21 protein-coding genes are annotated in these 22075 nt (G+C 73.3%); 11 read left to right on the top strand and 10 right to left on the bottom strand.

The annotated features are described in order from the left end of the window. The first annotated feature begins 22 nt into the window (after positions 1-22). Entirely contained in the window at positions 23-1705 is a 1683-nt protein-coding gene (locus AB0G59_RS03145) for a BCCT family transporter (protein ID WP_360907365.1), read from the top strand. A 33-nt stretch (positions 1706-1738) separates the two neighbouring features. Here AB0G59_RS03145 and AB0G59_RS03140 read toward each other — a convergent pair whose 3' ends face one another. Beyond that, positions 1739-2230: a methylated-DNA--[protein]-cysteine S-methyltransferase gene (locus tag AB0G59_RS03140; RefSeq protein WP_360907363.1), complete on the bottom strand. Its 492-nt coding sequence runs from the start codon at positions 2228-2230 to the stop codon at positions 1739-1741. Between the two features lie 11 nt (positions 2231-2241). Further along, a complete protein-coding gene (locus AB0G59_RS03135; RefSeq protein ID WP_360907361.1) occupies positions 2242-3738 on the bottom strand; it encodes an AlkA N-terminal domain-containing protein in 1497 nt (498 codons plus the stop codon). A gap of 125 nt (positions 3739-3863) precedes the next feature. Here AB0G59_RS03135 and AB0G59_RS03130 point away from each other — a divergent pair, with 125 nt between their 5' ends. Next, a complete protein-coding gene (locus tag AB0G59_RS03130; RefSeq protein WP_360907359.1) occupies positions 3864-4088 on the top strand; it encodes a hypothetical protein in 225 nt (74 codons plus the stop codon). A 2-nt stretch (positions 4089-4090) separates the two neighbouring features. Further along, complete coding sequence (locus tag AB0G59_RS03125; RefSeq protein ID WP_360907357.1) at positions 4091-4666, top strand: Clp protease N-terminal domain-containing protein; 576 nt, start codon at positions 4091-4093, stop codon at positions 4664-4666. A 47-nt stretch (positions 4667-4713) separates the two neighbouring features. On the opposite strand, the gene AB0G59_RS03120 is transcribed toward AB0G59_RS03125, so the two are convergent. The 3 genes from AB0G59_RS03120 to AB0G59_RS03110 form a co-directional block, all read right to left on the bottom strand. After that, the gene (locus AB0G59_RS03120) at positions 4714-6132 is read right to left on the bottom strand and encodes an NAD(P)/FAD-dependent oxidoreductase (protein WP_360907355.1); all 1419 of its coding nucleotides are present in this window, start codon (positions 6130-6132) and stop codon (positions 4714-4716) included. Positions 6133-6159: 27 nt separating this feature from the next. Beyond that, positions 6160-6987 carry an inositol monophosphatase family protein gene (locus AB0G59_RS03115; RefSeq protein ID WP_360907353.1) on the bottom strand — a complete coding sequence of 276 codons (828 nt, stop codon included), beginning with the start codon at positions 6985-6987 and terminating at the stop codon, positions 6160-6162. A gap of 102 nt (positions 6988-7089) precedes the next feature. Further along, positions 7090-7548, bottom strand: a complete 459-nt coding sequence (locus tag AB0G59_RS03110; protein WP_360907351.1) for a DUF3761 domain-containing protein — start codon at positions 7546-7548, stop codon at positions 7090-7092. A 218-nt stretch (positions 7549-7766) separates the two neighbouring features. Between AB0G59_RS03110 and AB0G59_RS03105 the strand changes: the two genes are divergently transcribed. Continuing rightward, the gene (locus AB0G59_RS03105) at positions 7767-8822 is read left to right on the top strand and encodes a biotin/lipoate A/B protein ligase family protein (protein WP_360907349.1); all 1056 of its coding nucleotides are present in this window, start codon (positions 7767-7769) and stop codon (positions 8820-8822) included. 46 nt (positions 8823-8868) lie between these two features. Here AB0G59_RS03105 and AB0G59_RS03100 read toward each other — a convergent pair whose 3' ends face one another. Further along, a complete protein-coding gene (locus tag AB0G59_RS03100; RefSeq protein WP_360907347.1) occupies positions 8869-10734 on the bottom strand; it encodes an SGNH/GDSL hydrolase family protein in 1866 nt (621 codons plus the stop codon). A 139-nt stretch (positions 10735-10873) separates the two neighbouring features. Between AB0G59_RS03100 and AB0G59_RS03095 the strand changes: the two genes are divergently transcribed. Beyond that, the gene (locus AB0G59_RS03095) at positions 10874-11314 is read left to right on the top strand and encodes a DUF6278 family protein (protein WP_360907345.1); all 441 of its coding nucleotides are present in this window, start codon (positions 10874-10876) and stop codon (positions 11312-11314) included. A 15-nt stretch (positions 11315-11329) separates the two neighbouring features. On the opposite strand, the gene AB0G59_RS03090 is transcribed toward AB0G59_RS03095, so the two are convergent. Further along, positions 11330-12112 carry a GntR family transcriptional regulator gene (locus AB0G59_RS03090; RefSeq protein WP_360907343.1) on the bottom strand — a complete coding sequence of 261 codons (783 nt, stop codon included), beginning with the start codon at positions 12110-12112 and terminating at the stop codon, positions 11330-11332. A gap of 209 nt (positions 12113-12321) precedes the next feature. On the opposite strand from AB0G59_RS03090, the gene AB0G59_RS03085 reads away from it, so the two are divergent. Genes AB0G59_RS03085 through AB0G59_RS03070 form a run of 4 tightly spaced genes read left to right on the top strand, consistent with a single transcriptional unit; the run spans position 12322 to position 15538 of the window. Further along, a complete protein-coding gene (locus AB0G59_RS03085) occupies positions 12322-13065 on the top strand; it encodes an amino acid ABC transporter ATP-binding protein (protein WP_360907341.1) in 744 nt (247 codons plus the stop codon). 32 nt (positions 13066-13097) lie between these two features. Further along, positions 13098-14027 carry a glutamate ABC transporter substrate-binding protein gene (locus AB0G59_RS03080; RefSeq protein WP_360907339.1) on the top strand — a complete coding sequence of 310 codons (930 nt, stop codon included), beginning with the start codon at positions 13098-13100 and terminating at the stop codon, positions 14025-14027. A 9-nt stretch (positions 14028-14036) separates the two neighbouring features. Next, entirely contained in the window at positions 14037-14681 is a 645-nt protein-coding gene (locus AB0G59_RS03075; RefSeq protein WP_360907337.1) for an amino acid ABC transporter permease, read from the top strand. Next, positions 14678-15538 carry an amino acid ABC transporter permease gene (locus AB0G59_RS03070; protein WP_360907335.1) on the top strand — a complete coding sequence of 287 codons (861 nt, stop codon included), beginning with the start codon at positions 14678-14680 and terminating at the stop codon, positions 15536-15538. The genes AB0G59_RS03075 and AB0G59_RS03070 overlap by 4 nt, the downstream gene beginning before the upstream one ends. On the opposite strand, the gene AB0G59_RS03065 is transcribed toward AB0G59_RS03070, so the two are convergent. From AB0G59_RS03065 to AB0G59_RS03055, 3 genes are all read right to left on the bottom strand, one after another. Beyond that, entirely contained in the window at positions 15535-17121 is a 1587-nt protein-coding gene (locus AB0G59_RS03065; protein WP_360907333.1) for a CocE/NonD family hydrolase, read from the bottom strand. The genes AB0G59_RS03070 and AB0G59_RS03065 overlap by 4 nt on opposite strands. 160 nt (positions 17122-17281) lie before the next feature. Next, positions 17282-18472 carry a globin domain-containing protein gene (locus AB0G59_RS03060; protein WP_360907331.1) on the bottom strand — a complete coding sequence of 397 codons (1191 nt, stop codon included), beginning with the start codon at positions 18470-18472 and terminating at the stop codon, positions 17282-17284. Between the two features lie 109 nt (positions 18473-18581). Continuing rightward, a complete protein-coding gene (locus AB0G59_RS03055) occupies positions 18582-19034 on the bottom strand; it encodes an Rrf2 family transcriptional regulator (RefSeq protein WP_071962093.1) in 453 nt (150 codons plus the stop codon). A gap of 155 nt (positions 19035-19189) precedes the next feature. Here AB0G59_RS03055 and AB0G59_RS03050 point away from each other — a divergent pair, with 155 nt between their 5' ends. Next, on the top strand, positions 19190-20074 hold the full coding sequence (locus tag AB0G59_RS03050) for an SGNH/GDSL hydrolase family protein (RefSeq protein WP_360907329.1): 885 nt from the start codon (positions 19190-19192) through the stop codon (positions 20072-20074). A 74-nt stretch (positions 20075-20148) separates the two neighbouring features. Continuing rightward, entirely contained in the window at positions 20149-21975 is a 1827-nt protein-coding gene (ggt, locus tag AB0G59_RS03045) for a gamma-glutamyltransferase (protein ID WP_360907327.1), read from the top strand. The last annotated feature ends 100 nt before the right edge of the window (positions 21976-22075 follow it).

Genomic DNA, 22075 nt, shown 5'->3' with positions numbered 1-22075 from the left:
TTCCCGGCCATAGTGGGGCGTCATGAGCACCGAGAGCACCGACGTGCGCACACCGCAGGACGAGCCCCCGGACGTGCCGCTCGTCGTCATCGGCGGCGTGGCGGTCCTGGCGGTGGTCGCCTGGGCGGCGCTGGGCAAGCGCTCCTTCGACCGGGTCTCGACGACGGCTCTGAGCTGGGTGCTGTCCAATTTCGCCTGGCTGTTCGTGATCGCGGCCGATGTGTTCCTCGCGCTGTGCGTGGTGATCGCCGTCAGCCGCTACGGCCGGATCCGGCTCGGCACGGACGACGCGCAGCCGGAGTTCGGCAACCTCGCGTGGATCGCGATGATGTTCAGCGCCGGCATGGGCATCGGCCTGATGTTCTACGGCGTCGGCGAGCCGCTGCAGCACTTCGTCGTCCCGCCGCCCGGCAGCGGGGTCTCCGCCGGCTCCCCGGCCGCGGCCCGCACGGCGCTGGAGTACTCCTTCTTCCACTGGACCCTGCACCCCTGGGCGATCTACGGCATGGCCGGCCTGGCGCTCGCGTACGCGGGCTTCCGCAAGGGCCGCGGCAACCGCCTCAGCTCGGCGTTCGTCCCGCTGCTCGGGGCGGAGCGGGCGGCCGGCTGGCCGGGGCGGGCCATCGACCTCCTCGCCGTCTTCGCCACGGTCTTCGGCACGGCCACCAGCCTGGGCCTGGGAGCGCTGCAGGTCTCGAAGGGCCTCAACATCACGACGGGCGTCAAGGACTCCACATCCCTCGAGCTCGTCATCATCGCCTCGCTGTCGGCCGCCTTCGTCCTCTCCGCCTTCTCCGGCCTGCACAAGGGCGTGAAGTGGCTGAGCACGCTCAACATCGCGCTCGCCGCGTGCCTGATGCTCTTCGTCTTCCTGCTCGGCCCGACCGTCTTCGTCCTCAACGCCATCCCGGCCGCCACCGGCGGCTACCTCCACGACCTGCTGATCTTCGCGACCCGCACGGGGGCGTTCACCGACTCGGAGTGGCTGGGCGCCTGGACGATCTTCTACTGGGCGTGGTGGCTGTCGTGGGCCCCGTTCGTCGGCACGTTCATCGCCCGCATCTCCCACGGCCGGACGATCCGCGAGTTCCTCGTCGGGGTGCTCCTGGTGCCCAGCGGGGCGACGGTGGTGTGGTTCTGCGTGATGGGCGGCAGCGCCCTGCGCCTGGACATGACCGGCGCCGCCGACATGGCGGGCACGGTCAAGGAGGGGGCGGAGGCCTCCCTGTTCGCGTTGCTGGACACCCTGCCGCTGGCCACGCTGTCCTCGTGGATCGCGATGGCGCTGGTGATGACGTACTTCATCACCAGCGCGGACTCCGCGTCCCTGGTGATGGGCTCGCTCTCCAGCCGCGGCGCCCTCCACCCGCGCACCTGGCTGGTCGTGGTCTGGGGCGTGCTCATGGCGTCCGTCGCCGCCGTGCTGCTCGTGGCCGGGGGCCTGAAGTCCCTGCAGTCGGCGACGATCCTGGTCGCGCTGCCGTTCGTCCTGGTCATGCTGGCGCTGTGCTGGTCCCTGCTCAGCGAGCTGCGCACCGACCCGGGCGCGGGGCCGGCCCGCCACCACGCGATGCACGGCCTGCGGGACGCCCTGCGCACGATGGTCGGCGAGGCCGTCCTGGAACAGGGCCCGGTGCGCCACCACCGCCTGCGCCGGGTGGCGGAGGGCGCCCGGGACCGCGACGGGGACGGCGACGACACCTAGCGGTCGGCCCCGGTCGTCGACGCGTCGTACACGTCAGAACAACCGCTCCCCCGCCCGCTCGAAGGCCAGCAGCCGGCGCTTGCGGTCCAGCCCGCCGCCGTAACCGGTGAGGCTCCCGGTGGAGCCGATGACGCGATGGCAGGGGACGATGATGCCGATGGGGTTCTTGCCGTTGGCGAGGCCGACCGCGCGGGAGGCGCCCGGGGAGCCGATGCGGTCCGCGAGTTCGCCGTAGGAGACCGTCCGGCCGTAGGGGATCTCCCGCAGCGCCTCCCAGACGCGGCGCTGGAAGGGGGTGCCCGCCAGGCTCAGCGGCAGGTCGAACCGGTCCGACGCGCCGGTGAAGTAGGCCTCCAGCTGCCGCACCACCTCCGGGAACGGGCCGTCTTCGGCGCGGTCGCCGAAGCTCTCCTCGGGCGGCCGGTGCCGCTGGCCGGTCATGTAGAGGCCGCACAGGACGCCGTCGTCGGCGACGAGCGTGAGCGGCCCGTAGGGGCTGTCGACGACGGTGTGGACGCGGGACATGGTGGCTTCCTTCAGCTGGTGAGGGGCGGTCGGGCGGCGGCGTGGTCGTCGGCCGACCACAGGTACTGGACGGCGTACGCGCGCCAGGGCCGCCAGGCGGTGGCGTGCCGGGTCAGGGCGGCGGGGGTGGCGGGCAGTCCGGTCCGGGCCGCCGCGCGCCGCACGCCCAGGTCGGTGGGGAGGAAGGCGTCGGGGTCGCCCAGGCCCCGCATGGCGATGAGCTCGGCCGTCCAGGGCCCGATGCCGGGCAGCTCGGCGAGGTGCGCCCGGGCCCGCGCCCAGTCGCTGCCGGGCCCGAGGGCGAGCTCGCCGCCGGTGAGGGCTTCGACCGTCCGTACGAGCGTGGCGCGGCGGCCGGCGGGCATGGCCAGCGCCGCGGGGTCCAGGTCGGCCAGCGCCCCGGCCGTCGGGAAGAGGTGGGTCAGCCCCGTGCCGGGGCCGCCGGTGGGGGCGCCGGGTATCGCGAGGGGTTCGCCGTGCGCGGCGACCAGCCGGGCGGCGAGCGTGCGGGCGGCGGCGGTCGAGACCTGCTGGCCCAGGACCGCGCGGACGGCCAGCTCCTCGGCGTCCACCGTGCGCGGCACGCGCCGGCCGGGGCTCTTGTCGACGAGGGGCGCGAGGTGGGGGTCGGTGCGCAGGAGCCCGTCGACGGCCTCGGGGTCGGCGTCCAGGTCCAGCAGTCGGCGGCAGCGGCTGATGGCGCCGGCCAGGTCGCGCTGGTCGGTGAGGGCGAGGCGGCACTCGACGTGCCCGGGGCGGGGGCGCAGCGCGACCGTCCCCTGGCCGTAGGGCAGGCGCAGGGTGCGGTGGTACGCGCCGTCGCGCCACTCCTCCACGCCGGGGACGGCGGTGGCGGCGAGGAGCCCGAAGAGGTTGTCGGGGCACAGCGGCTCGCGGAACGGCAGACGCAGCGTCAGCGTGCCGGGGGTGGCCGGGGCATGGCCGCGCGACGCGCGGGCGCGCAGCTCGGTGGGGGTGAGGGCGAAGACCTCGAGGACGGTCTCGTTGAAGGTGCGGATGGAGGAGAAGCCCGCGGCGAAGGCGACGTCGGACATGGGCAGCGCGCTGGTCTCGATCAGCACGCGGGCGGTCTGGGCGCGCTGGGCGCGGGCCAGGGCGAGCGGACCGGCGCCGAGCTCGGCGCGCAGCTGGCGTTCGATCTGGCGGGTGCTGTAGCCGAGGCGGTCGGCGAGGCCGCGTACGCCCTCGCGGTCGACCGTGCCGTCGCCGATGAGGCGCATGGCTCGGGCGACGAGGTCGGCGCGCTCGTTCCAGCGCGGGGAGCCGGGGCTGGCGTCGGGTCTGCACCGCTTGCAGGCCCGGAACCCGGCCTGCTGGGCGGCGGCCGCACTGGGATAGAAGGTCATGTTCCGGTCCTTCGGCGGCACGGCCGGGCAGCTCGGGCGGCAGTAGATGCGCGTGGTCAGCACGGCGGTGAAGAACCAGCCGTCGAAGCGCGCGTCCTTGGAGCGCACGGCCCGTACGCAGCGGTCGAAGTCGGTGTGCATGTCTCAAGGATCCGGCTTCCGGGGCAGCGGGGCTCGCGGAAATCCGACATCACCGTTCGCGGTGCTCCCCGCCGCACACGTCAACACTGGTTGACACGACGGCGGTGTCATCCTAGGTTGACAGCATGGCCGGAACGGATGCGAAGGACGCGGTCGGCACCACCGAGGCCGCCATGAACGCGGACCCCCACGTGGGGCTGCGGGCCGTCGCCGCGCTGCGGCGGCTGGTCGAGCGCCTGGAGGAACTCCAGGTCGACAGCGCACGCCGGCAGGGCTGGTCCTGGGAGGAGATCGGGGCCGCGCTGGGCGTCAGCAGGCAGGCAGTTCACAAGAAGCACGCCAGGAGGTAGGCATGTTCGAACGGTTCACCAAGGACGCGCGCGCCGCCGTCGTCAGCGCGCAGGAAGAGGCGCGCGCCCTGGACCACGCGTGGATCGGCCCGGAACACCTCCTGCTCGGGGTGGTCGCCCGCACCGGGGCGCCGGGTGCCCGCACCCTGGCCCGGCTCGGGATCACCCCCGAGGCGTGCCGGGCCGCGATCGGCTCGCCCCGGCCCTTCGACGACGGTGACGCGGAGGCGCTGCGCGCCTTCGGCATCGACCTCGAGGCCGTGCGCGGCAGGGCGGAGGACGCGTTCGGCCCGGGCGCGCTCGACGCGCCGCCGGCCGGCCCGGCCCCGCGCCGGCTGTTCGGACGCGGCGGCGGCACCAAGGCGCACGTCCCGTTCACGCGCCGCGCCAAGAAGGCGCTGGAGCGATCCCTGCGGGAGGCGCTGGCGCTGCGGGACCGGCACATCGGCGTCGAGCACGTGCTGCTGGGCATTCTGGACGCGGAGGACGAGGTGACGGCGGGGGTCCTGCGGCGGCTGGGCACGGATCCGGCGACGTTGCGGTCCGGGGTGCTGGCGGACCTGGCGCAGGCCGCCTGATTTTCCACCGCGTCCGAGGGCCGGGTGCCCAGGGGCGGGAGCCCCGGTCAGGCGTCGCGCAGGCTCCGCCACACCGCCTTCGCCGCGTGGTGCCCGGACATTCCGTGCACCCCCGGCCCCGGCGGGGTCGCCGAGGAGCAGAGGAAGACGGCGGGGTGCGAGGTGGCGTACGGCACCCGGGCCAGCCGGGGGCGGATCAGCAGGCGCAGGCCGGCCACGGAGCCGGTGGCGATGTCGCCGCCGACGTAGTTGGCGTTGCGGGCCGCCAGCTCCGGCGGCCCGGCCGCGGCGCGGGCGAGGACGAGATCGCGGAAGCCGGGCGCGAAGCGCTCGATCTGACGCTCTATCACCTCGGTGCCGTCGCCCTCCCAGCCACTGGGTACGTGCCCGTACACCCAGAAGGTGTGCTTGCCCTCCGGGGCCCGGGTGGGGTCGATGATGCTGGGCTGGGCGGTGATCAGGAAGGGGACGGACGGGTCGTCGCCCCCGATCGCGGCCCGCAGGGCACCGTCGATCTCGCCGATGGTCGGGCCGATGTGGACCGTCCCGGCCCGGCGGGCCGCCTCGGCCGTCCACGGCACGGGCCCGTCCAGGGCGTAGTCGAGCTTGAAGACGCTCGGGCCGTAGCGGAAGCGGCGGTAGGCGTCGCCGAGTCCGGCGATCCGGGCGAGGGCGGTCGGCGAGGTGTCGAAGACGAACGCGCGGGCCGGCGGCAGGTCGTCCAGGTGCTTGACCTCGAAGCCGGTGTGGATCGTGCCGCCCAGCTCGCGCAGGTAGGAGCCGAGCGCGTCGGCGATGGACTGCGAGCCGCCGCGCGGGACGGGCCAGCCGCACTCGTGCGCGGCGAGGGCGAACATCAGGGCCATGCCGCCCGTGCCGAAGCCGCCGAGCGGGGCGATGCCGTGGGCGGCGAGCCCGGCGAAGAGCCCGCGGGCCTTCTCGTCCCGGAAGCGGCTCCTGGCCAGGAGCGTGGCGGACTGGGCGGCGACCAGCCCGAACCGGGCGTAGGTGACCGGGTCGCGCGGCAGCCCGTCCCACTGCGTGCGCAGGAAGTCCGCGGAGAGGGTGTCCCACCGGCCGTGGAAGGGCGCCACCAGCCGCCGGTACGCGCCCGCGTCGCGCGGTCCGAGCGAGGAGGCGCTCTCGCCGACGAGCCGGGAGAGGACCGCGGCCGTGCCGTCGGGGAAGGGGTGCGCCATGGGCAGGTCGGGGTGGATCCACTCCAGGCCGTGCCGGTCGAGGGGCATCGCACGGAACGCAGGCGAGCGCACCGCGAGCGGGTGCACGGCCGAGCACGGGTCGTGGCGGAAGCCGGGGAGCGTCAGCTCCTCGGTGCGGGCTCCGCCGCCGATGGCGTCGGCCGCCTCGAACACCTCGACGGCGAGGCCGCGGCGGGCCAGTTCGACGGCGGCGGTCAGCCCGTTGGGCCCCGCTCCCACGACGACGGCGTCGAGCATGGTGGCCACCGGATGGACTCCCCTCGTCCCTGCCTGTCAGCCGGCGGACGCCAGCAGGCCCAGGATATGCCGCAGGGTCGGCTCGTCCCGCGCCGCGCTGAACGGCAGGGCGTTGCCGCCCGCGATCCGGAACGGCTCCCCCGCGACCGTCCCACTGACCCCGCCCGCCTCGGCGACCAGCAGCAGCCCGGCCGCGTGGTCCCAGGCGTTCTCCCACGAGAAGGCCACCGCGTCGAGCGAGCCCTGCGCCACGTGCAGGTACTCCAGCCCCGCCGAGCCGCAGGGGCGCGGCGCGACGCCTTCCGTGCACAGCGCCGCCAGGACCCGCTTCTGCTCGTCGGTGGTGAAGTCGTAGTGCGAGGTGGCCACTTCCAGGTCCTTGCCCGGCTCGGGCGAACCGGAGCGCAGCGGTACGCCGTTGAGCACCGCCCCCTCCCCCCTGCGGGCTATCGCCATCAGCTCCAGGGCCGGCGCGTAGGTCCAGGAGGCGAGCAGCTCGCCGCGGTGCGCGAGGCAGACCAGGGTGGCGAAGCCGGGGTCGCCGTTCACGAACTGCCGGGTGCCGTCGACCGGGTCGACGATCCACACCGGCTCCTCGCCGCACAGCGAGGCGAGGATGCGCGGGTCGGCGTGCACCGCCTCCTCGCCGACGACGACGGATCCGGGCAGCAGGGCCGTCAGCGCGTGCGTGAGGTGTTCCTCCGCGAGCCGGTCGGCGACGGTCACGAGGTCGTGGGGGCCGTTCTTCTCGACGATCTCGTCCGCGGCGAGCTGCCGGAAGCGCGGCAGGATCTCCGCGGCGGCCGCCTTGCGGACCGCTTCCTCGACATCGTTCACATCACCTGCGAGAAATTCATCGATCATACGAACCATCGAACCACGTCGCACCGACAATCGGTGGTGAGGTGATGGCCGCACGGTGTCCCCGGGGTGAACCCCTCGCCGGCCCTGCTGCCCGGGGTCGGCTCAGGAGGGCAGGTCCTTGAGCCACTGCGCGACACCGCCGTGGTGGGAGCAGGTGCCCCTGCGGTGCGCGGAGTAGGAGGACGTGCCGTCGTTGCAGATCGCGGAGGCGCCGCTGTGCGAGCCGCCGGTGGTGGACGACGAGCCGCCGCCTCCGCCGGTGGACGTGGAACCGGAACCACCGGACCCGCCGGACACGGCGCCGCCGAGGGAACCGGCGTCCGCCTTGGCCGGCGGCGTGGGCGAGGGGGTCGGCGAGGCGCTGCTCGGCGAGGGCGTCGGGCTGGGTGTGGCGGTGGGCTCGGCTATCTCCGACGGCGTCGCCGTCGAGACGGTGGGCTTCGGGTCCTGCGTCTTCTTGCCGTCGCCGTCGTCGCAGGCGACGGCGCCGAATCCCAGTGCCAGCGCGGCGAAGAGCGCCGCACAGGCCCGTGCGGTCCGCCGCGCGGTGAACGTGCTCACGATGAGGATTCCCCCCGGTGTACTGCTGCGCGAAGCAGTTCCGCGCATGGCTCCGCACCCGGTCGCGAGCCGGCGCCCGGCGGTCCGGGAGGGCGGGGTGGGGGGTAGCCAGAGTGTAAGGGGCTTCACGGCGAACGCGTGGCCAGATGACGGAGTTACGGTTGATTCCGCTGCCGGCCGGCCGGGCCGGCCGGAGGAAGCACGCTGGAGGATGCGCCGTGCACGGTGAATACAAGGTGCCGGGCGGCAAGCTCGTCGTCGTCGACGTGGAGGTCGCGGACGGGGTGCTGCGCGACGTGCGGGTGGCCGGCGACTTCTTCCTCGAGCCCGACGAGGCCCTTCTCGGCATCAACCGGGCCCTGGAGGGCGCCCCCGCCGACACCCCGGCCCCGCAGCTGGCGGCCCGCGTCGAGGCGGCGCTGCCCGAGGGCACGGTGATGTTCGGCTTCACCTCGGAGGCCGTCGGCATCGCGGTGCGCCGGGCCGTGGCGAACGCGACCGACTGGACCGACTACCGGTGGGAGCTGATCCACGACGGGCCGCAGTCGCCCGCCCTCCACATGGCCCTGGACGAGGTCCTGACCGCCGAGGTCGCCGCCGGACGGCGCCCGCCGACGCTGCGCGTGTGGGAGTGGGGCTCCCCCGCCGTGGTCATCGGCAGCTTCCAGTCGCTGCGCAACGAGGTCGACCCGGAGGGCGCGGCCCGCCACGGCATGACGGTGGTGCGCCGCATCTCCGGCGGCGGTGCGATGTTCATCGAGCCCGGCAACACCATCACCTACTCCCTGTGCGTCCCGGACGCCCTGGTGCAGGGGCTGTCCTTCGCCGACAGCTACGCCTACCTGGACGACTGGGTGCTGGGCGCGCTGGAGGGCATGGGCGTCAAGGCCTGGTACCAGCCGCTGAACGACATCGCCACGGACGCCGGCAAGATCGCGGGGGCGGCGCAGAAGCGCATGGTCACCGGCGACGGCGCCGTGCTGCACCATGTGACGATGGCGTACGACATCGACGCGGACAAGATGCTCGACGTGCTGCGCATCGGCAAGGAGAAGCTGTCCGACAAGGGCACCACGAGCGCGAAGAAGCGCGTCGACCCGCTGCGCCGCCAGACCGGTCTGCCGCGTTCGGCCGTCATCGAGAGGATGATCGAGTCCTTCCGGGGCCGCTACGGCCTGGCCCGGGGCTCGGTCACCGCCGAGGAGCTGGCGCGGGCCGAGGAGCTGGCGGCGACGAAGTTCGCCTCGGCGGAGTGGACGGCGCGGGTGCCGTAGCCCCGTCCCCCGGGGTCCCGGGGGACGGAGGCGGGGAACGACGGGCTCAGATCAGCTTCCGCAGGTCGATGGCGTCGCTGAACGCCTTCATGCCCGCGTCGTTGGGGTGCAGGTGGTCGCCGCCGTCGAAGCGCGGCAGCATGCGGTCAAGGTGGCGGGGGTCGCGGATGGCGGCGTCGAAGTCGAAGACCGCGTCGTAGACGCCCGTGGCCGTCCGGATGTGGCGGTTGATCGCGACACGCTGGGCCTCGGCCTCCGCCGTGCAGTCGAAGAAGCCGCCGCACGGTGCGATGGTGGCGGCCGCGACGCGCATGCCCCGCTCGTGGGCGAGTGCCGCCATCCTCTTCAGGGCGCCGATGACCTCGTCCGCCGTGGTGCCGGCGCGGATGTCGTTGACGCCCTCGAAGAAGACGACGGTACGGGCGGAGGTCTGGGCCAGGACGTCGCGCTCCAGCCGGTGCTCGGCGCTGACCCCGCTCTTGATGGTGCTGGTCCCGGCGCCCGGATAGCGGTCGGTCACCACGCGGTTGCCGGAGATGCCGTGGTTGAGGACGCCGAGCCGGGGCACCGTGTGCTGGCCGAGCAGCCGCCGGGACAGCAGGTCGGGCCAGCGCCCGTTCGCCCCCGGCGTGGCGCGCTCGCCGTCGGTGATGGAGTCGCCGAGGGCGACGACCGAGCCGGGCCCGCCGGCGACGTCCACGCCGGTCAGCAGCGGCCAGCCCTCCAGCTTCTCGCCGAACGCGGCGGCGCCCCGGTCGCCGGTGCGGTCGCCTGCGCCATCAGCGCTCAGGTAGGAGACCTGGTTGCTGTAGCTGTGCACGGGCAGGGCCCGTACGGTCTGCGGCAGGTGGATGCTGACCAGCAGGTTGGTGTCCGGCGGCACCCGGAAGCCCACCGGGTCGCTGAACTGCTGGGCGCCGGCGGGGATCTCGGCCCCGGCGCGGCCGCCGAAGGCCAGCGGCACGGGCCGGCCGGCCGTCGCCGCGCCGCTGCCCTGGACCGCGACGGTGGCGTGCCCGATGCGGACCGTGCGCTGGGCGAAGGTGTTCTCCAGCCGGATGCGGGTGCGCGGTCCGCCCGCGCTGCTGTGCACGATCAGCCGCAGCGTCCGGTCGGTCCACGGGCCCACGGCGGCGTACCCGGAGGTGGACGTCCCCCAGCTGCCGGTCCACCCGTTCGAGGGAAGCCGCACGGCGAGGGAGAAGACGTGCAGTTCGCCGGCGTACCCCTGGCGTTCGGGCAGCACGACGGAGGACAGCTCCCGGCCCCGGGCCAGCGGCACCGTCACCACGTACAGGCGGGTGGTCTCGGTGCGCTGGCCGCTGCCGGTGTTGCGGTGGGGCAGGCCCACGGCCTTGGTGGTGAGCGGGCCGTGGCGCCAGTCGGGCGCCCGCAGGTGGTAGCGGGTCCGCGAGCCGTCGCGGTAACGGACGTAGCCGGTGCCGCCGGCGACGTCGGCCGCGGGTCCCGGGGAGCTGCCGGCCACCAGGAAGGAGAGGGCGTCCCCGCGTCCGCCCAGCCGCACGGCCTGGCCGTCGGCCCGGACGTTGTCGGGCCGGCCGGGCCGGGAGTCGGGCCAGCGCAGCGGGGCGCCGTCGATGGGCAGGAGGCGGCCGGGGATCCAGCCGGCGGCCGTCAGGTCCTGGGCGGAGAAGGAGCCGCCCTGACCGTCGAAGTCGGCCTCCTCGGGGCGGGCGTCGTCACTGACCGCCCGGTTGTCGAAGAGCCGCTCCAAGGGGAGCGGCTCTGCGGCGGATGCGGTGTCGGCGTGGGCCGGGACGCCGGCGAGGAGGAGGGCGCAGACCGCCCCCGTGGCGACGGCGCCCGCGGTGAGGGCCCGGGCGAGGGCCGCCGGTCTGTGCCGTCCCGCGACGGGCACTTCGAGCTTCGATGTCCGGAGCATGCGTGTCATGCCTCCCAGGGTTCCCCGCTCTGCACGTGGCGGGATGAAGCTAGGGAGGCGCCAGGGGAACGTCAAGGAGGCCGACCGGCCACGTCGGGCGCAGCGCGCCTGTGGTGGGGCCATCCGTATGAGTGAGATCCTGTCCAGTATGAACATTCCCTTCTTGGACAGCTGGCGCAAGCGGCACGGTCCTGCGCACGGGGTGGCGCTGCCCGAGGCGGCCGACCGGGGACCGGAGGGTCTGGCCGAGCTGCTGTCGGAGTGCGAACTGCTGCGTGCGCACGCACAGTCGGCAGGGGTCGTGCTCGATGACTCGCCGTCGTCCCTGGAGGCGCTGGACCAGCTGCAGCCGCGCTGGCGGGAGGACCCGGAACTGGTGCCCTGGCTCGGTAACGACGCGGGGCTGTACCTGGGCACGGTCATCGTGCGCACGGTCACGGGCGCGGGCTGGTGGATCTGGCCGGACGGGCAGCCGGTGGTGCGGCTGGCCAGCGGCCGGGAGATCGATGTGGTCGAGGCGGGGCAGGCGTGGGCGGCGGACGGCGCCCCGGAGCTGTCCCAGCTCTACGCGGAGGTCGCGGAGAACTGACCCCGGGGCGGTGCGTCAGCTGGTGAACGCGATCGTGTACTCCAGCCGCCAGCGGTCCGCGCGGACGACGATGTCGGAGGTCTCCACGGCCCGGTCGTCGCCGTCGAAGTGCGTGCGTTCGACGACGGTCACGCACTGCCCGGCCGTGCAGCCGAGCGCCTCGGCCTCCGGGGTGGTGGCCGGGCGGGAGCCGACGAGCTCGCGGGCGCGCACGACGCGGATGCCGATGGCGGCCAGGCGGCCGCGCACGCCGCGCCGGGCGTAGGGGCCGCGCTCGGGGAGGGCGACGTCGGTGCCCTCGGTGATGGTCAGCGGCTCCCAGCTGGTGGCGAGCTGCACGGGGTGGCGGTTGGCCAGGTATTCGTACTGGGTGCACAGCACCGGCTCGCCGGCGGTGATGCCCAGCCGTTCGGCGACGGATGCCGGGGCGGGGGTCTCGCTGGAGGACGCCTCCCAGGTCAGCGCCGTGTCGCGGGTGGCGGGCGCGGTGGGGTGGGGCGTGCCGTCGTAGTCGCGGATCTTCGCGGCGAAGGGCGAGTCGACGGCGCCGGTGGAGCGCAGCAGTGTGCCGAGCGGCGCCCGGTCGGTGACGAAGACGCCCCGGCCGAACTGGCCCTGGGCGTAGCCGGCGGCTTTGAGGACGCGGACCGCGCGGTCCACGGTCTGGTCGCTGGCCTCGTAGGCGCGTTTGAGTTCGGAGCGGGAGGGGATGCGGTCGCCGACCGCCAGGGCCCCCTCGTCGATCCGTTGCCGCAGGTCGTCCGCGATGCGCAGGTATACGGGCCTGCTGTCGCCCACACCGGGCTCCCTTCCCCCTGGAGCTTCCCCCGTCCGCCACCCACAGGCTAGGTACCCAGGCTAGGTCTGTGTACCTAGGGCAAATGGCCGCCATTGCACCCCCTATCCGGCCCAATCCCGGTCTGTACGCGTGTCGCCGGTGAAGTGCCCTTTTGATGTGGATAGTTTGCGGCGACTGCGAGTCAGCCGAGAGTGGGTAGGGCGCTGGTATGGCCGTCGATCCCTTGATCGAACTGCGGGATGTCAACAAGCACTACGGCACGCTGCATGTGCTGCAGGACATCAACCTCACCGTCGGCCGCGGGGAGGTGGTGGTGGTCATCGGCCCCTCCGGATCCGGCAAGTCCACGCTGTGCCGGGCCATCAACCGGCTCGAACCCGTGGAGTCCGGCACGATCCTGCTCGACGGTCGGCCGCTGCCCGAGGAGGGCCGGGAGCTGGCCAAGCTGCGCGCCGAGGTCGGCATGGTCTTCCAGTCGTTCAACCTCTTCGCCCACAAGACGGTGCTCGCCAATGTCTCCCTGGCCCAGGTCAAGGTCCGCAAGCGCGGCAAGGAGGAGGCCGACCGGCACTCGCGGGAGCTGCTGGAGCGGGTGGGGCTGCTCGCCCACGCCGAGAAGTACCCGGCGCAGCTGTCCGGCGGCCAGCAGCAGCGCGTGGCCATCGCCCGCGCGCTGGCCATGAACCCCAAGGCGCTCCTCTTCGACGAGCCCACCTCCGCCCTCGACCCCGAGATGATCAACGAGGTGCTGGAGGTCATGCAGCAGCTCGCCCGCGACGGCATGACGATGGTCGTCGTCACCCACGAGATGGGCTTCGCCCGCTCCGCCGCCAACCGCGTGGTGTTCATGGCGGACGGCCGCATCGTCGAGGACCGCACCCCCGAGGAGTTCTTCACGGCCCCCGAGAGCGAGCGGGCCAAGGACTTCCTGTCCAAGATCCTCAAGCACTGAGCGGGGACGGCGTGCAGATCAGACGCGTGCACATGAGGCGGACGCGGCACGGGCGCAGGCGCGCCAGGGCGGCCGCCCTGGCGCTGGCCGCCCTCGCCCTGCTGGCGGCCGGCTGCGGCAAGGAGGGCAGCCCGCCGGTCAAGGGCCCCAAGCCCGGGGCGCTCCCCGTCTACCACGTCGACACCGGCTTCCAGCTGGAGGACTCCCCCACCTGGCGGGCCGCCAAGAAGCGCGGGCACCTCGTCGTCGGGGCCAAGGAGGACCAGCCCTACCTCGGCGAGAAGGACCCGGCCACGGGAAACTACTCCGGCTTCGACATCGAGATCGCCCGGATGATGTCCGCCTCCCTGGGCTTCGACCCGAAGACCATCGCTTTCCGCACCATCGCCTCGGCCAACCGCGAGACCGCCCTGCAGAACGGCCAGATCGACTACTACGTCGGCACCTACACCATCAACGACCTGCGCAAGAAGCAGGTCGGCTTCGCCGGTCCGTACTACATCGCCGGCCAGTCGCTGCTGGTCCGCGCGGACGAGACGGACATCAACGGGCCCGAGGACCTGGCCGGCAAGCGGGTCTGCTCGGCGGCCGGCTCCACCCCGCTGCAGCGCATCCAGCGCGAGTACCCCAAGGCGATCGCCGTCGCCTACGACACGTACTCGATCTGCGTGGACAACCTCCTCACCCTCCAGGTGGACGCCGTCACCACCGACGACACCATCCTCATGGGCTTCGCCGCCAAGGCGCCCGACGAGCTGAAGGTGGTCGGCAAGCCCTTCTCCAAGGAGCCGTACGGCATCGGGGTGCCCCGGTCCGACAACGCCCTGCGCTTCGCCCTCGACGACGCCCTCGTGGCGCACGAGAAGAACGGCGACTGGAAGAAGGCGTACGACGCCACCCTCGGTCTGTCCGGGGTGCCCGCACCGCAGCCGCCCCCTGTCGACCGCTACCCGGCGGGCTGAGGAGGACCTATGAACGTCCTGACCGACAACCTCGCCCTCTACGGCGAGGGCCTGCTCGGCACCATCGAGCTCACCGTCTACGCCTCGCTGCTCGCGCTCGCCCTCGGCTTCCTCATGGCCTCCTTCCGGGTCGCCCCCGTCGCCTCGCTGCGCACCTTCGGCACGGTGTGGGTGACGGTGCTGCGCAACACCCCGCTCACCCTGCTGTTCTTCGCGGTGCTGCTCGGCCTGCCGCGCTTCGGGATCGTGCTGCCCTTCCAGCTCTTCGCCGTGCTGGCCCTGGGGTGCTACACCTCGGCCTTCATCTGCGAGGCCCTGCGCTCGGGCATCAACACCGTGCCCACCGGCCAGGGGGAGGCCGCCCGCAGCCTCGGCATGACCTTCACCCAGACCCTCGGCGACGTGGTCCTGCCGCAGGCCTTCCGCTCGGTCATCCCCCCGATCGGCTCGACGCTGATCGCGCTCGCCAAGAACTCGGCGATCGCCGGGTCGTTCAGCGTCACCGAGCTGCTGGGCGTCTACAAGCCCCTCAACGAGATGGGCTACAGCATCATCTGGTCCTTCATCTGGATCGCCGTCGGCTATCTGATCGTGACCCTGTCCATCAGCGCGATCTTCAACGTGCTGGAGAAGCGCTGGGGAGTCGCCCGATGACCACCGCCCTGTACGACATCCCCGGTCCGCTCGCCCGGCGCCGCCACCGCCTCTACGGCGTCATCGCCACCGTGGTGATCGCCGGGATCGTCGCCTGGGTGGTCTACCTCCTCTTCGACACCCAGCAGTTCACGGCCGCCAAATGGGCGCCCTTCGAGTACAAGGGCATCCAGGAGATGCTGCTGCGCGGCCTGGGCAACACGCTCAAGGCCTTCGCCTACGCCGCCGTCCTCTCCCTCGCGCTCGGCGCGGTCCTGGCCTGCGGGCGGCTGTCGGTGCACGCGCCGGTGCGCTGGCTGGCCACGCTCGTGGTGGAGTTCTTCCGCGCCATGCCCGTGCTGGTCATGATCTTCTTCGTCTTCGTGGCGCTCAAGGTCCAGCCGCTGCCGGCCCTGGTCACCGGCCTGACGCTCTACAACGGCTCGGTGCTCGCCGAGGTCTTCCGCACGGGCGTGAACTCCGTCGAACGCGGGCAGCGGGAGGCGGCGTACTCGCTGGGCATGTACAAGACCCAGGTGATGACCTATGTGCTGGTGCCGCAGGCGTTGCGCGCGATGCTGCCGACCATCATCAGCCAGCTCGTGGTCGCCCTGAAGGACACCTCGCTCGGCTTCCTCATCACCTACGAGGAGTTCCTGCACGCGGGCAAGCTGATCGCCAGCAACCTCGACTACGACCTGCCGTTCATCCCCGTCGTCATGGTCATCTCCCCGATCTACATCGGGATGTGCATGCTGCTGTCCTGGTTCGCCAACTGGGTGGCCAAGCGGCAGAAGCGCAGCCTGAAGACGGAGGCCGTGGAGGTCGCCCCCGCCGAGCCCGGCACGCTGATGCCGGGCGCGGGGACGCACCCCTAGTCCCGCACGGGCACCGAGAGCCGGCCGGGTCCGAGCGTCAGCCGTGCGCCCGCCGGGTTGTGCTCGATGTACAGCGGGTCCACGGTGTCGACGACGAGCGCGAGCCGGTGCCCGGCCGGGACGTCGTAGGCGGTCGCGTACAGCTCCAGGTCCACGTCGAAGGGCGTGCCGGGGGTGCGGCCGTGGAAGGTGTACGGGGCGTGGCTGACGAGCCGGCCCACGCCGAGGGGGCCCACGTCGTAGAGATAGGCGACGACCGTGCCGCTCTCCTTGTCGCTCGTGAGGGTGGTGTGCAGCCCGACGGTGCCGCGCACGCGCTGCGGGGCGGCGTACGGGCCGGTCTGCCACACGGCGGCGTACGAGCGCGGCAGCAGCGGCACGGAGACCATCGGCGGCAGCTTCAGGAACTGGTCGAGGGCGCCCGAGAGGATGGCGGTGCCGCCGTTGGCCCCGGAGTCGACGTTCGCGCGGATGCTCCGGGAGCCGGTGAGCGGGACGGCCTTGCGGGTGCGCTCGACGGCCGCCCAGTCGGGGTAGGACTCGTAGGGGCCGTCGGAGCGGGGCTTCAGCTGGACGGGCGGTTCGCGGTCGATGCCGTTGGCGGCGCCCTTGAGGTGGCGGTCGAACCAGCGGTGGGCGTTGTTCCAGGTGTCGTTGGGCAGGCCGAGCAGTCCGGTGCCCTCGGCGGTGGCGTGGTCCCCGGGCCGCAGCTCCAGGCGCTTGGGGCCGGTGAGCCGTTCGTAGAACTTCGCGTACTGGCCGGGCGGGAAGAGGGAGTCGCCCCAGGCGTTGCCCAGCATGATGGCCGCGCCGTTGTCGTTGATCTCCTTCAGGCGGGTGGCCGGGGAGCGCTTGGCGCCCCACTCCAGCATCTCCTTCTCCTTGGCCAGGTTCGAGCCGAGGAAGTCCTTGAGGATCCCCTTCAGCTCGTCGCCCGGTCGCCCCGTCAGGGCGCCCAGGCCACCGAGCAGTTCGGCGGCCTGGCGGTGCTGGGTGCGCTCGCCGTAGATGGACTCGATGAGGTCGGCCCAGCCGCTCATCGCCACCACGGCCTTGATCCGCTTGTCGGACCCGGAGGCCAGCAGGCTGATGCCCGCCCCGTAGGAGATCCCGGCCATGCCGATCCGGTCCGGGTCGGCCGGGGTGTGGGCGAGCGTCCAGTCGATGACCTTGGAGGCGTCGGCGACGTCCGGCGGGCCGGCCGTCTCGATCTTTCCGCCGGAGAGCCAGAAGCCGCGTGCGGTGTAACTGACCACGACGTAGCCGGCGTCGGCGAGTCTCCTGGCCTGGGCGATGTATTCGAACTGCGGCATGGCCCAGCTGGTGGGCAGCACGATCACCGGGTAGCGGCGGGAGCCGTCGGCGCCGGTGGGGGTGAAGACGTTGCCCTTGAGGGTGATGCCGCCGGAACCGGGGATGTCGGTGAAGCGCAGGTCCGCCCCCGCGGCCGCGGCCGCGCGTGGGGGCGCGGCCGGCGAGGACGCCCGGGCGGCGGGTGCCGGGCCCAGGACCCCGGCCGCGAGCAGCGCGGCCGAGGCGACGACGGTGGCCGTGGTGCGCGGGGCCTGCCGGGGGTGTCGCACGGGTCACTCCTGACGTCGGTGCCGCCGCCCCGTGCGGGGCGGCGGCACTGCCGGGACAAGTGACCCGAAAGTAACCTCGGAGGCTTACCGGGGGTAATAGGCACGCGAGTTACGCGTGGGTAACGATTGATCGTCGGCGCCGCCGGCGCCTGACGGCTCCTCAGCCCTCCGCACCCAGCCACAGGTCGGGGCCGAAGACCTCGTAGTGGATGTCGGCGGCCGCCACGCCGGCCTCGAGGAGCTGGGCGCGGGCGGCGCGCAGGAAGGGCAGCGGGCCGCAGAGGTACGCGGTGGCGCCGGCCGGGACGTCGAGGCGGGTCAGGTCGGCGCGGCCGGTGCGCTCGGCGGGCCAGGGGCCTTCGGGGTGCTCGTACCAGACGTGGGCGCTGGCGTCGGGGAGCTTGCCGGTCAGCTGCGACAGCTCGGCGCGGAAGGCGTGGGTGGCCTCGCTGCGGTCGGCGTGGACGGCGACGACGCGCCGGGTCGAGCCGGTGGCGGCGAGGTGGGAGAGCATCGCGGTCATCGGGGTGCAGCCGATGCCGGCGGAGACCAGGAGCAGCGGCCCGTCGCCGTCGTCCAGGGCGACGTCGCCGAAGGGGTGGCTGACGAGCAGCGTGTCGTCCACCGCGACGTGGTCGTGGAGGTGGTTCGAGACCTCGCCCGCGGGGTCGCCGGCGACGCGCTTGACGGAGAACTGCAGGGCGTCCTCCGGGTGGCCGGAGAGGCTGTACTGGCGGATCTGCCGGGCGCCGTCGGGCAGGGTGACCTGGACGGAGACGTACTGGCCGGGCCGGGCGGCGGGCACCGGGCGGCCCTCGCACGGGCGGACGACGAAGGTGACCACGTCGGCGGTCTCCCGGTGGCGGGCGAGGACGCGGTACGAGCGCCAGGTGGCGCCGTGCAGGGCGCCCGCCCGCTCGTACAGCCGCGCCTCGAGGGCGATCAGGGCGTTCGCCATCAGCCAGTAGACCTCGTCCCAGGCGGCGGCGACCTCGGGGGTGACGGCCTCGCCCAGCACCTCGGCGATGGCGGCGAAGAGGTGCTCCTGGACGACCGGGTACTGCTCGCGGCTGACGCCGAGCGAGGCGTGCTTGTGGGCAATGCGGGCGAGCATCGCGTCGGGCCGCACGTCCGGGTGCTCGACGAGTGCGGTGGCGAAGGCGGCGATGGCGCCGGCGAGCGCCTGCTGCTGGGCGCCGCTGGCCTGGTTGCCGCGGTTGAACAGGTCGCGGCGCAGCTGCGGGTGGGCGGCGAACAGGCGGTCGTAGAAGCGGGGCGTGATCTCGCCGATCGCGCCGCCGACCGCGGGCAGGGTGGCGCGGACGATCTCGGTGGACTTCGGGGACAGCATCGGCGGCTCCTCACGGTCGGGCCTCGGAGCAAGCGATCGGCGATCGAACTTGCATCTGAGATTCGCATTAAAGGGTGTGCGTGACCGCCCGCGCGCGGGCGGCGGTGCGTCAGCTTCCGGGGGGTGGGCTCAGGCTCAGCAGGACGGGGCCGGTGGGCGGGCCGGTCAGCTCCTCGACGGTGATCGGGTCGAGGGCGGCGAAGAACGCCTCCTGGGCCTGGCGCAGGGCGCCGCGCAGCCGGCACGCGGCGCGCAGCGGGCAGGGCGGCTCGTCCTCGCAGCCGACGACGTCGCCGGCCCCCTCGAGCTCGCGGACCAGCCGGCCCACCGAACTCCGGCGCCCGGCCTCGGTCAGGGCGAGCCCGCCGCCGCGGCCCCGGCGGGCCTCGACGACCCCCAGGTGCTGCAGCCGGCTGACCACCTTGGCGGCGTGGGTGTACGGCACGCCGACCGCGCCGGCCACCTCGCGGGTGGTCGGCGCCGCGCCGTCGCCGGCGTCCGGCGCCACGGCCAGGCGCATCGCGATGCGCAGGGCGATGTCGGTGCTTTTGGTCAGTCGCACGACTCCAACCTAGCTAATTGGACTCCAAGAGTCGAATTATCGGACGGGTGGGACGCCCGTGACGAGATTGACAGAGAGTCACCACGAGGCGAGTCTGACCAGGCCATGATCAGCCGATCATCGGTGAACAACTCTTTTTGTCTACGGAGGCAGTAGTGGCATACGTACGCCAACGAGGTGGGCGGTACGGAAAGGCACTGGCGGTCCTCGGCGCGGCCTCAGCGCTGACGGCCGGGGCGGCGGCCCCCTCGGTCGCCACCACCGAGCAGCCCGGCAGCGCCCGTTACGTCGCCCTCGGCGACTCGTACACCTCCGGCCCGGGCATCCCCGAGCAGACCGGCGGCGACTGCGCGCGTTCCAGCGTGAACTACCCCTCGCTGGCCGCCGCGGAACTGGGGCAGAAGTCCTTCAAGGACGTCAGCTGCAGCGGTGCGGTGACCGACGACATGTGGCGCGCGCAGGGTGCGAACGCGCCCCAGCTCGACGCCCTCGGCAAGCAGACCCGGCTCGTCACCGTCGGCATCGGCGGCAACGACATCGGCTTCGGCACCATCATCGGCACCTGTGCCCAGCTGTCCGCCACGGACCCGGCCGGCGCCCCCTGCAAGAAGCAGTTCACGGCCGAGGACGGCTCGGACCAGCTCACCGCGCGCATCAACGACGCGGCGCCCAAGATCGCCCGCGTCCTCAAGGCCGTGCACGAGCGCGCCCCGTACGCCAAGGTCGTGCTCGTCGGCTACCCGACGATCATGCCGGACGACGGCCAGGGCTGCTTCCCGGCCGTGCCGATCGCCGCCGGTGACACCCCGTACCTGCGGGACACCGAGAAGCGTCTCAACGCGATGCTCAAGGAGCAGGCGGGCAAGGCGCACGTCCGCTTCGCCGACACCTACGGCCCGACGGTGGGCCACGATGTGTGCAAGCCCACCGCCGACCGGTGGGTCGAGGGCGCACAGCCCGAGAACCCCGCCGCGCCCTTCCACCCCAATGCCAAGGGCGAGCAGTCCATGGCCCGTTCGGTGCTCGCGAAGCTGCGCTGACGCCGAGCGTGCCCTGTCGGCGGGCGGGCTCCGCGAGTAGGCTCCGGGGCCCGTTCGCCCGAATGGAGGCACAGATGGCGCTCCCGAGACCGACCACTCACCGAAGCCTGCCCGTCCTCGCCATAGCGAGCGCGCTCCTCGCGGGCGCGCTGACGGCACCCGCCGCGGCCTCCGGGGCCGGCCCGGCCACGGAGACCGCCCCGCGCAAGTCCCCCGTGGCCGTCGGCCACGGGGGCGTGGTGGCCAGCGTCGACCCGGACGCGTCGGCGGCCGGCATCGAAGTGCTGCGCAAGGGCGGCAACGCCGTGGACGCGGCGGTGGCCACCGCCGCCGCCCTCGGCGTCACCGAGCCCTACTCCGCCGGCATCGGCGGCGGCGGCTACTTCGTCCACTACGACGCCAGGACGCGCAAGGTCTCCACCGTGGACGGCCGGGAGCGGGCGCCGCTCAGCGCGACCAAGGACCTCTTCCTGGAGAAGGGCAGACCGCTGCCGTTCGCCGACGCGGTCACCAGCGGCCTCGCCGTCGGCACGCCCGGCACCCCGGCGACCTGGGACACCGCCCTGCGCTCGTGGGGCAGCCGCTCGCTCGCCCAGGTGCTGGAGCCGGCCCGGCGGCTGGCGCGCGACGGCTTCACCGTCGACGACACCTTCCGCCGCCAGACCGCCGACAACCAGGCGCGCTTCAAGGACTTCCCCGCCAGCGCCGAGCTGTTCCTGCCGGGCGGAAAGCTCCCGGCCGTGGGCTCGACCCTGAAGAACCCCGACCTGGCGCGCACCTACGGCCTGCTGGCGAAGGACGGCGTCGACGCCGTCTACCGGGGCCCGGTCGGGCGCGACATCGTCAAGACCGTGCGCAAGCCCCCCGTCGACCCCGCCTCGCAGCGCGTGGCGCGCCCCGGCGACCTGACCGAGAAGGACCTGCGGGCGTACGTCACCCGGAAGCAGGAACCCACCCGGACGGCCTACCGCGGCCTGGACGTCTACGGCATGGCCCCCTCCTCCTCGGGCGGCACCACCGTCGCCGAGGCGCTGAACATCCTGGAGAACAGCGAGATCAAGCGGCTGTCCCCGCAGGCGTACCTCCACCGCTACATCGAGGCGAGCCGGATCGCCTTCGCGGACCGCAACCGCTGGGTCGGCGACCCGGCCTTCGAGAAGGTGCCCGTCCAGGGGCTGACCTCGCAAGCCTTCGCCGACTCGCGCGCCTGCCTGATCAAGGACGACGCCGTGCTGACCAGCCCGCTGGCGCCCGGCGACCCGCGCCGGCCCGCACCGTCCTGCACGACGCGCGGCACCCCCGCCCCCACGCCGTACGAGGGCGAGCACACCACCCATCTGACGGTCGCCGACAAGTGGGGCAACGTCGTCGCGTACACCCTCACCATCGAGCAGACAGGCGGCAGCGGCATCACCGTGCCGGGGCGCGGCTTCCTGCTCAACAACGAGCTGACCGACTTCTCCTTCACCCCCGTCAGCCCGGGCGTCCACGACCCCAACCTGCCCGGCCCGGGCAAGCGCCCGCGCTCGTCGATGTCCCCCACGATCGTCCTGAAGGACGGCCGGCCCGCCTTCGCCCTGGGCTCCCCCGGCGGCGCCACGATCATCACCACGGTGCTGCAGACACTGCTCAACCACGTCGACCGCGGGATGCCGCTCGTCGACGCGATCGCCGCGCCGCGCGCCAGCCAGCGCAACGCGGCGACGACCGAGCTGGAGCCGGGCCTGTGGGACAGCCCGCTGCGCGGCCGCCTGGAGGCCAAGGGCCACGTCTTCAAGCCCAACCCGGAGATCGGCGCCGCGACCGGTGTCCAGCGCCTGCCGGACGGGCGCTGGCTGGCGGCAGCCGAGACCTCACGGCGCGGCGGCGGCTCCGCGATGGTGGTGCGGCCGGCGCACTGAGCCGGGCCGGGGCGTCCGCGGTGGGGGCGGCACCACCGCGGACGCCGCCCCGGCCGGCCGCTCCCCCGGGCGGCGCACGCCCGGATGTCCCCCGGGTTTT

The organism is Streptomyces sp. NPDC021096 (genome assembly GCF_040641275.1).
Classification (GTDB): domain Bacteria; phylum Actinomycetota; class Actinomycetes; order Streptomycetales; family Streptomycetaceae; genus Streptomyces.
The sequence above is the reverse complement of the archived record's forward strand: the minus strand, read 5'-3'. Positions and strand labels throughout refer to the sequence as shown.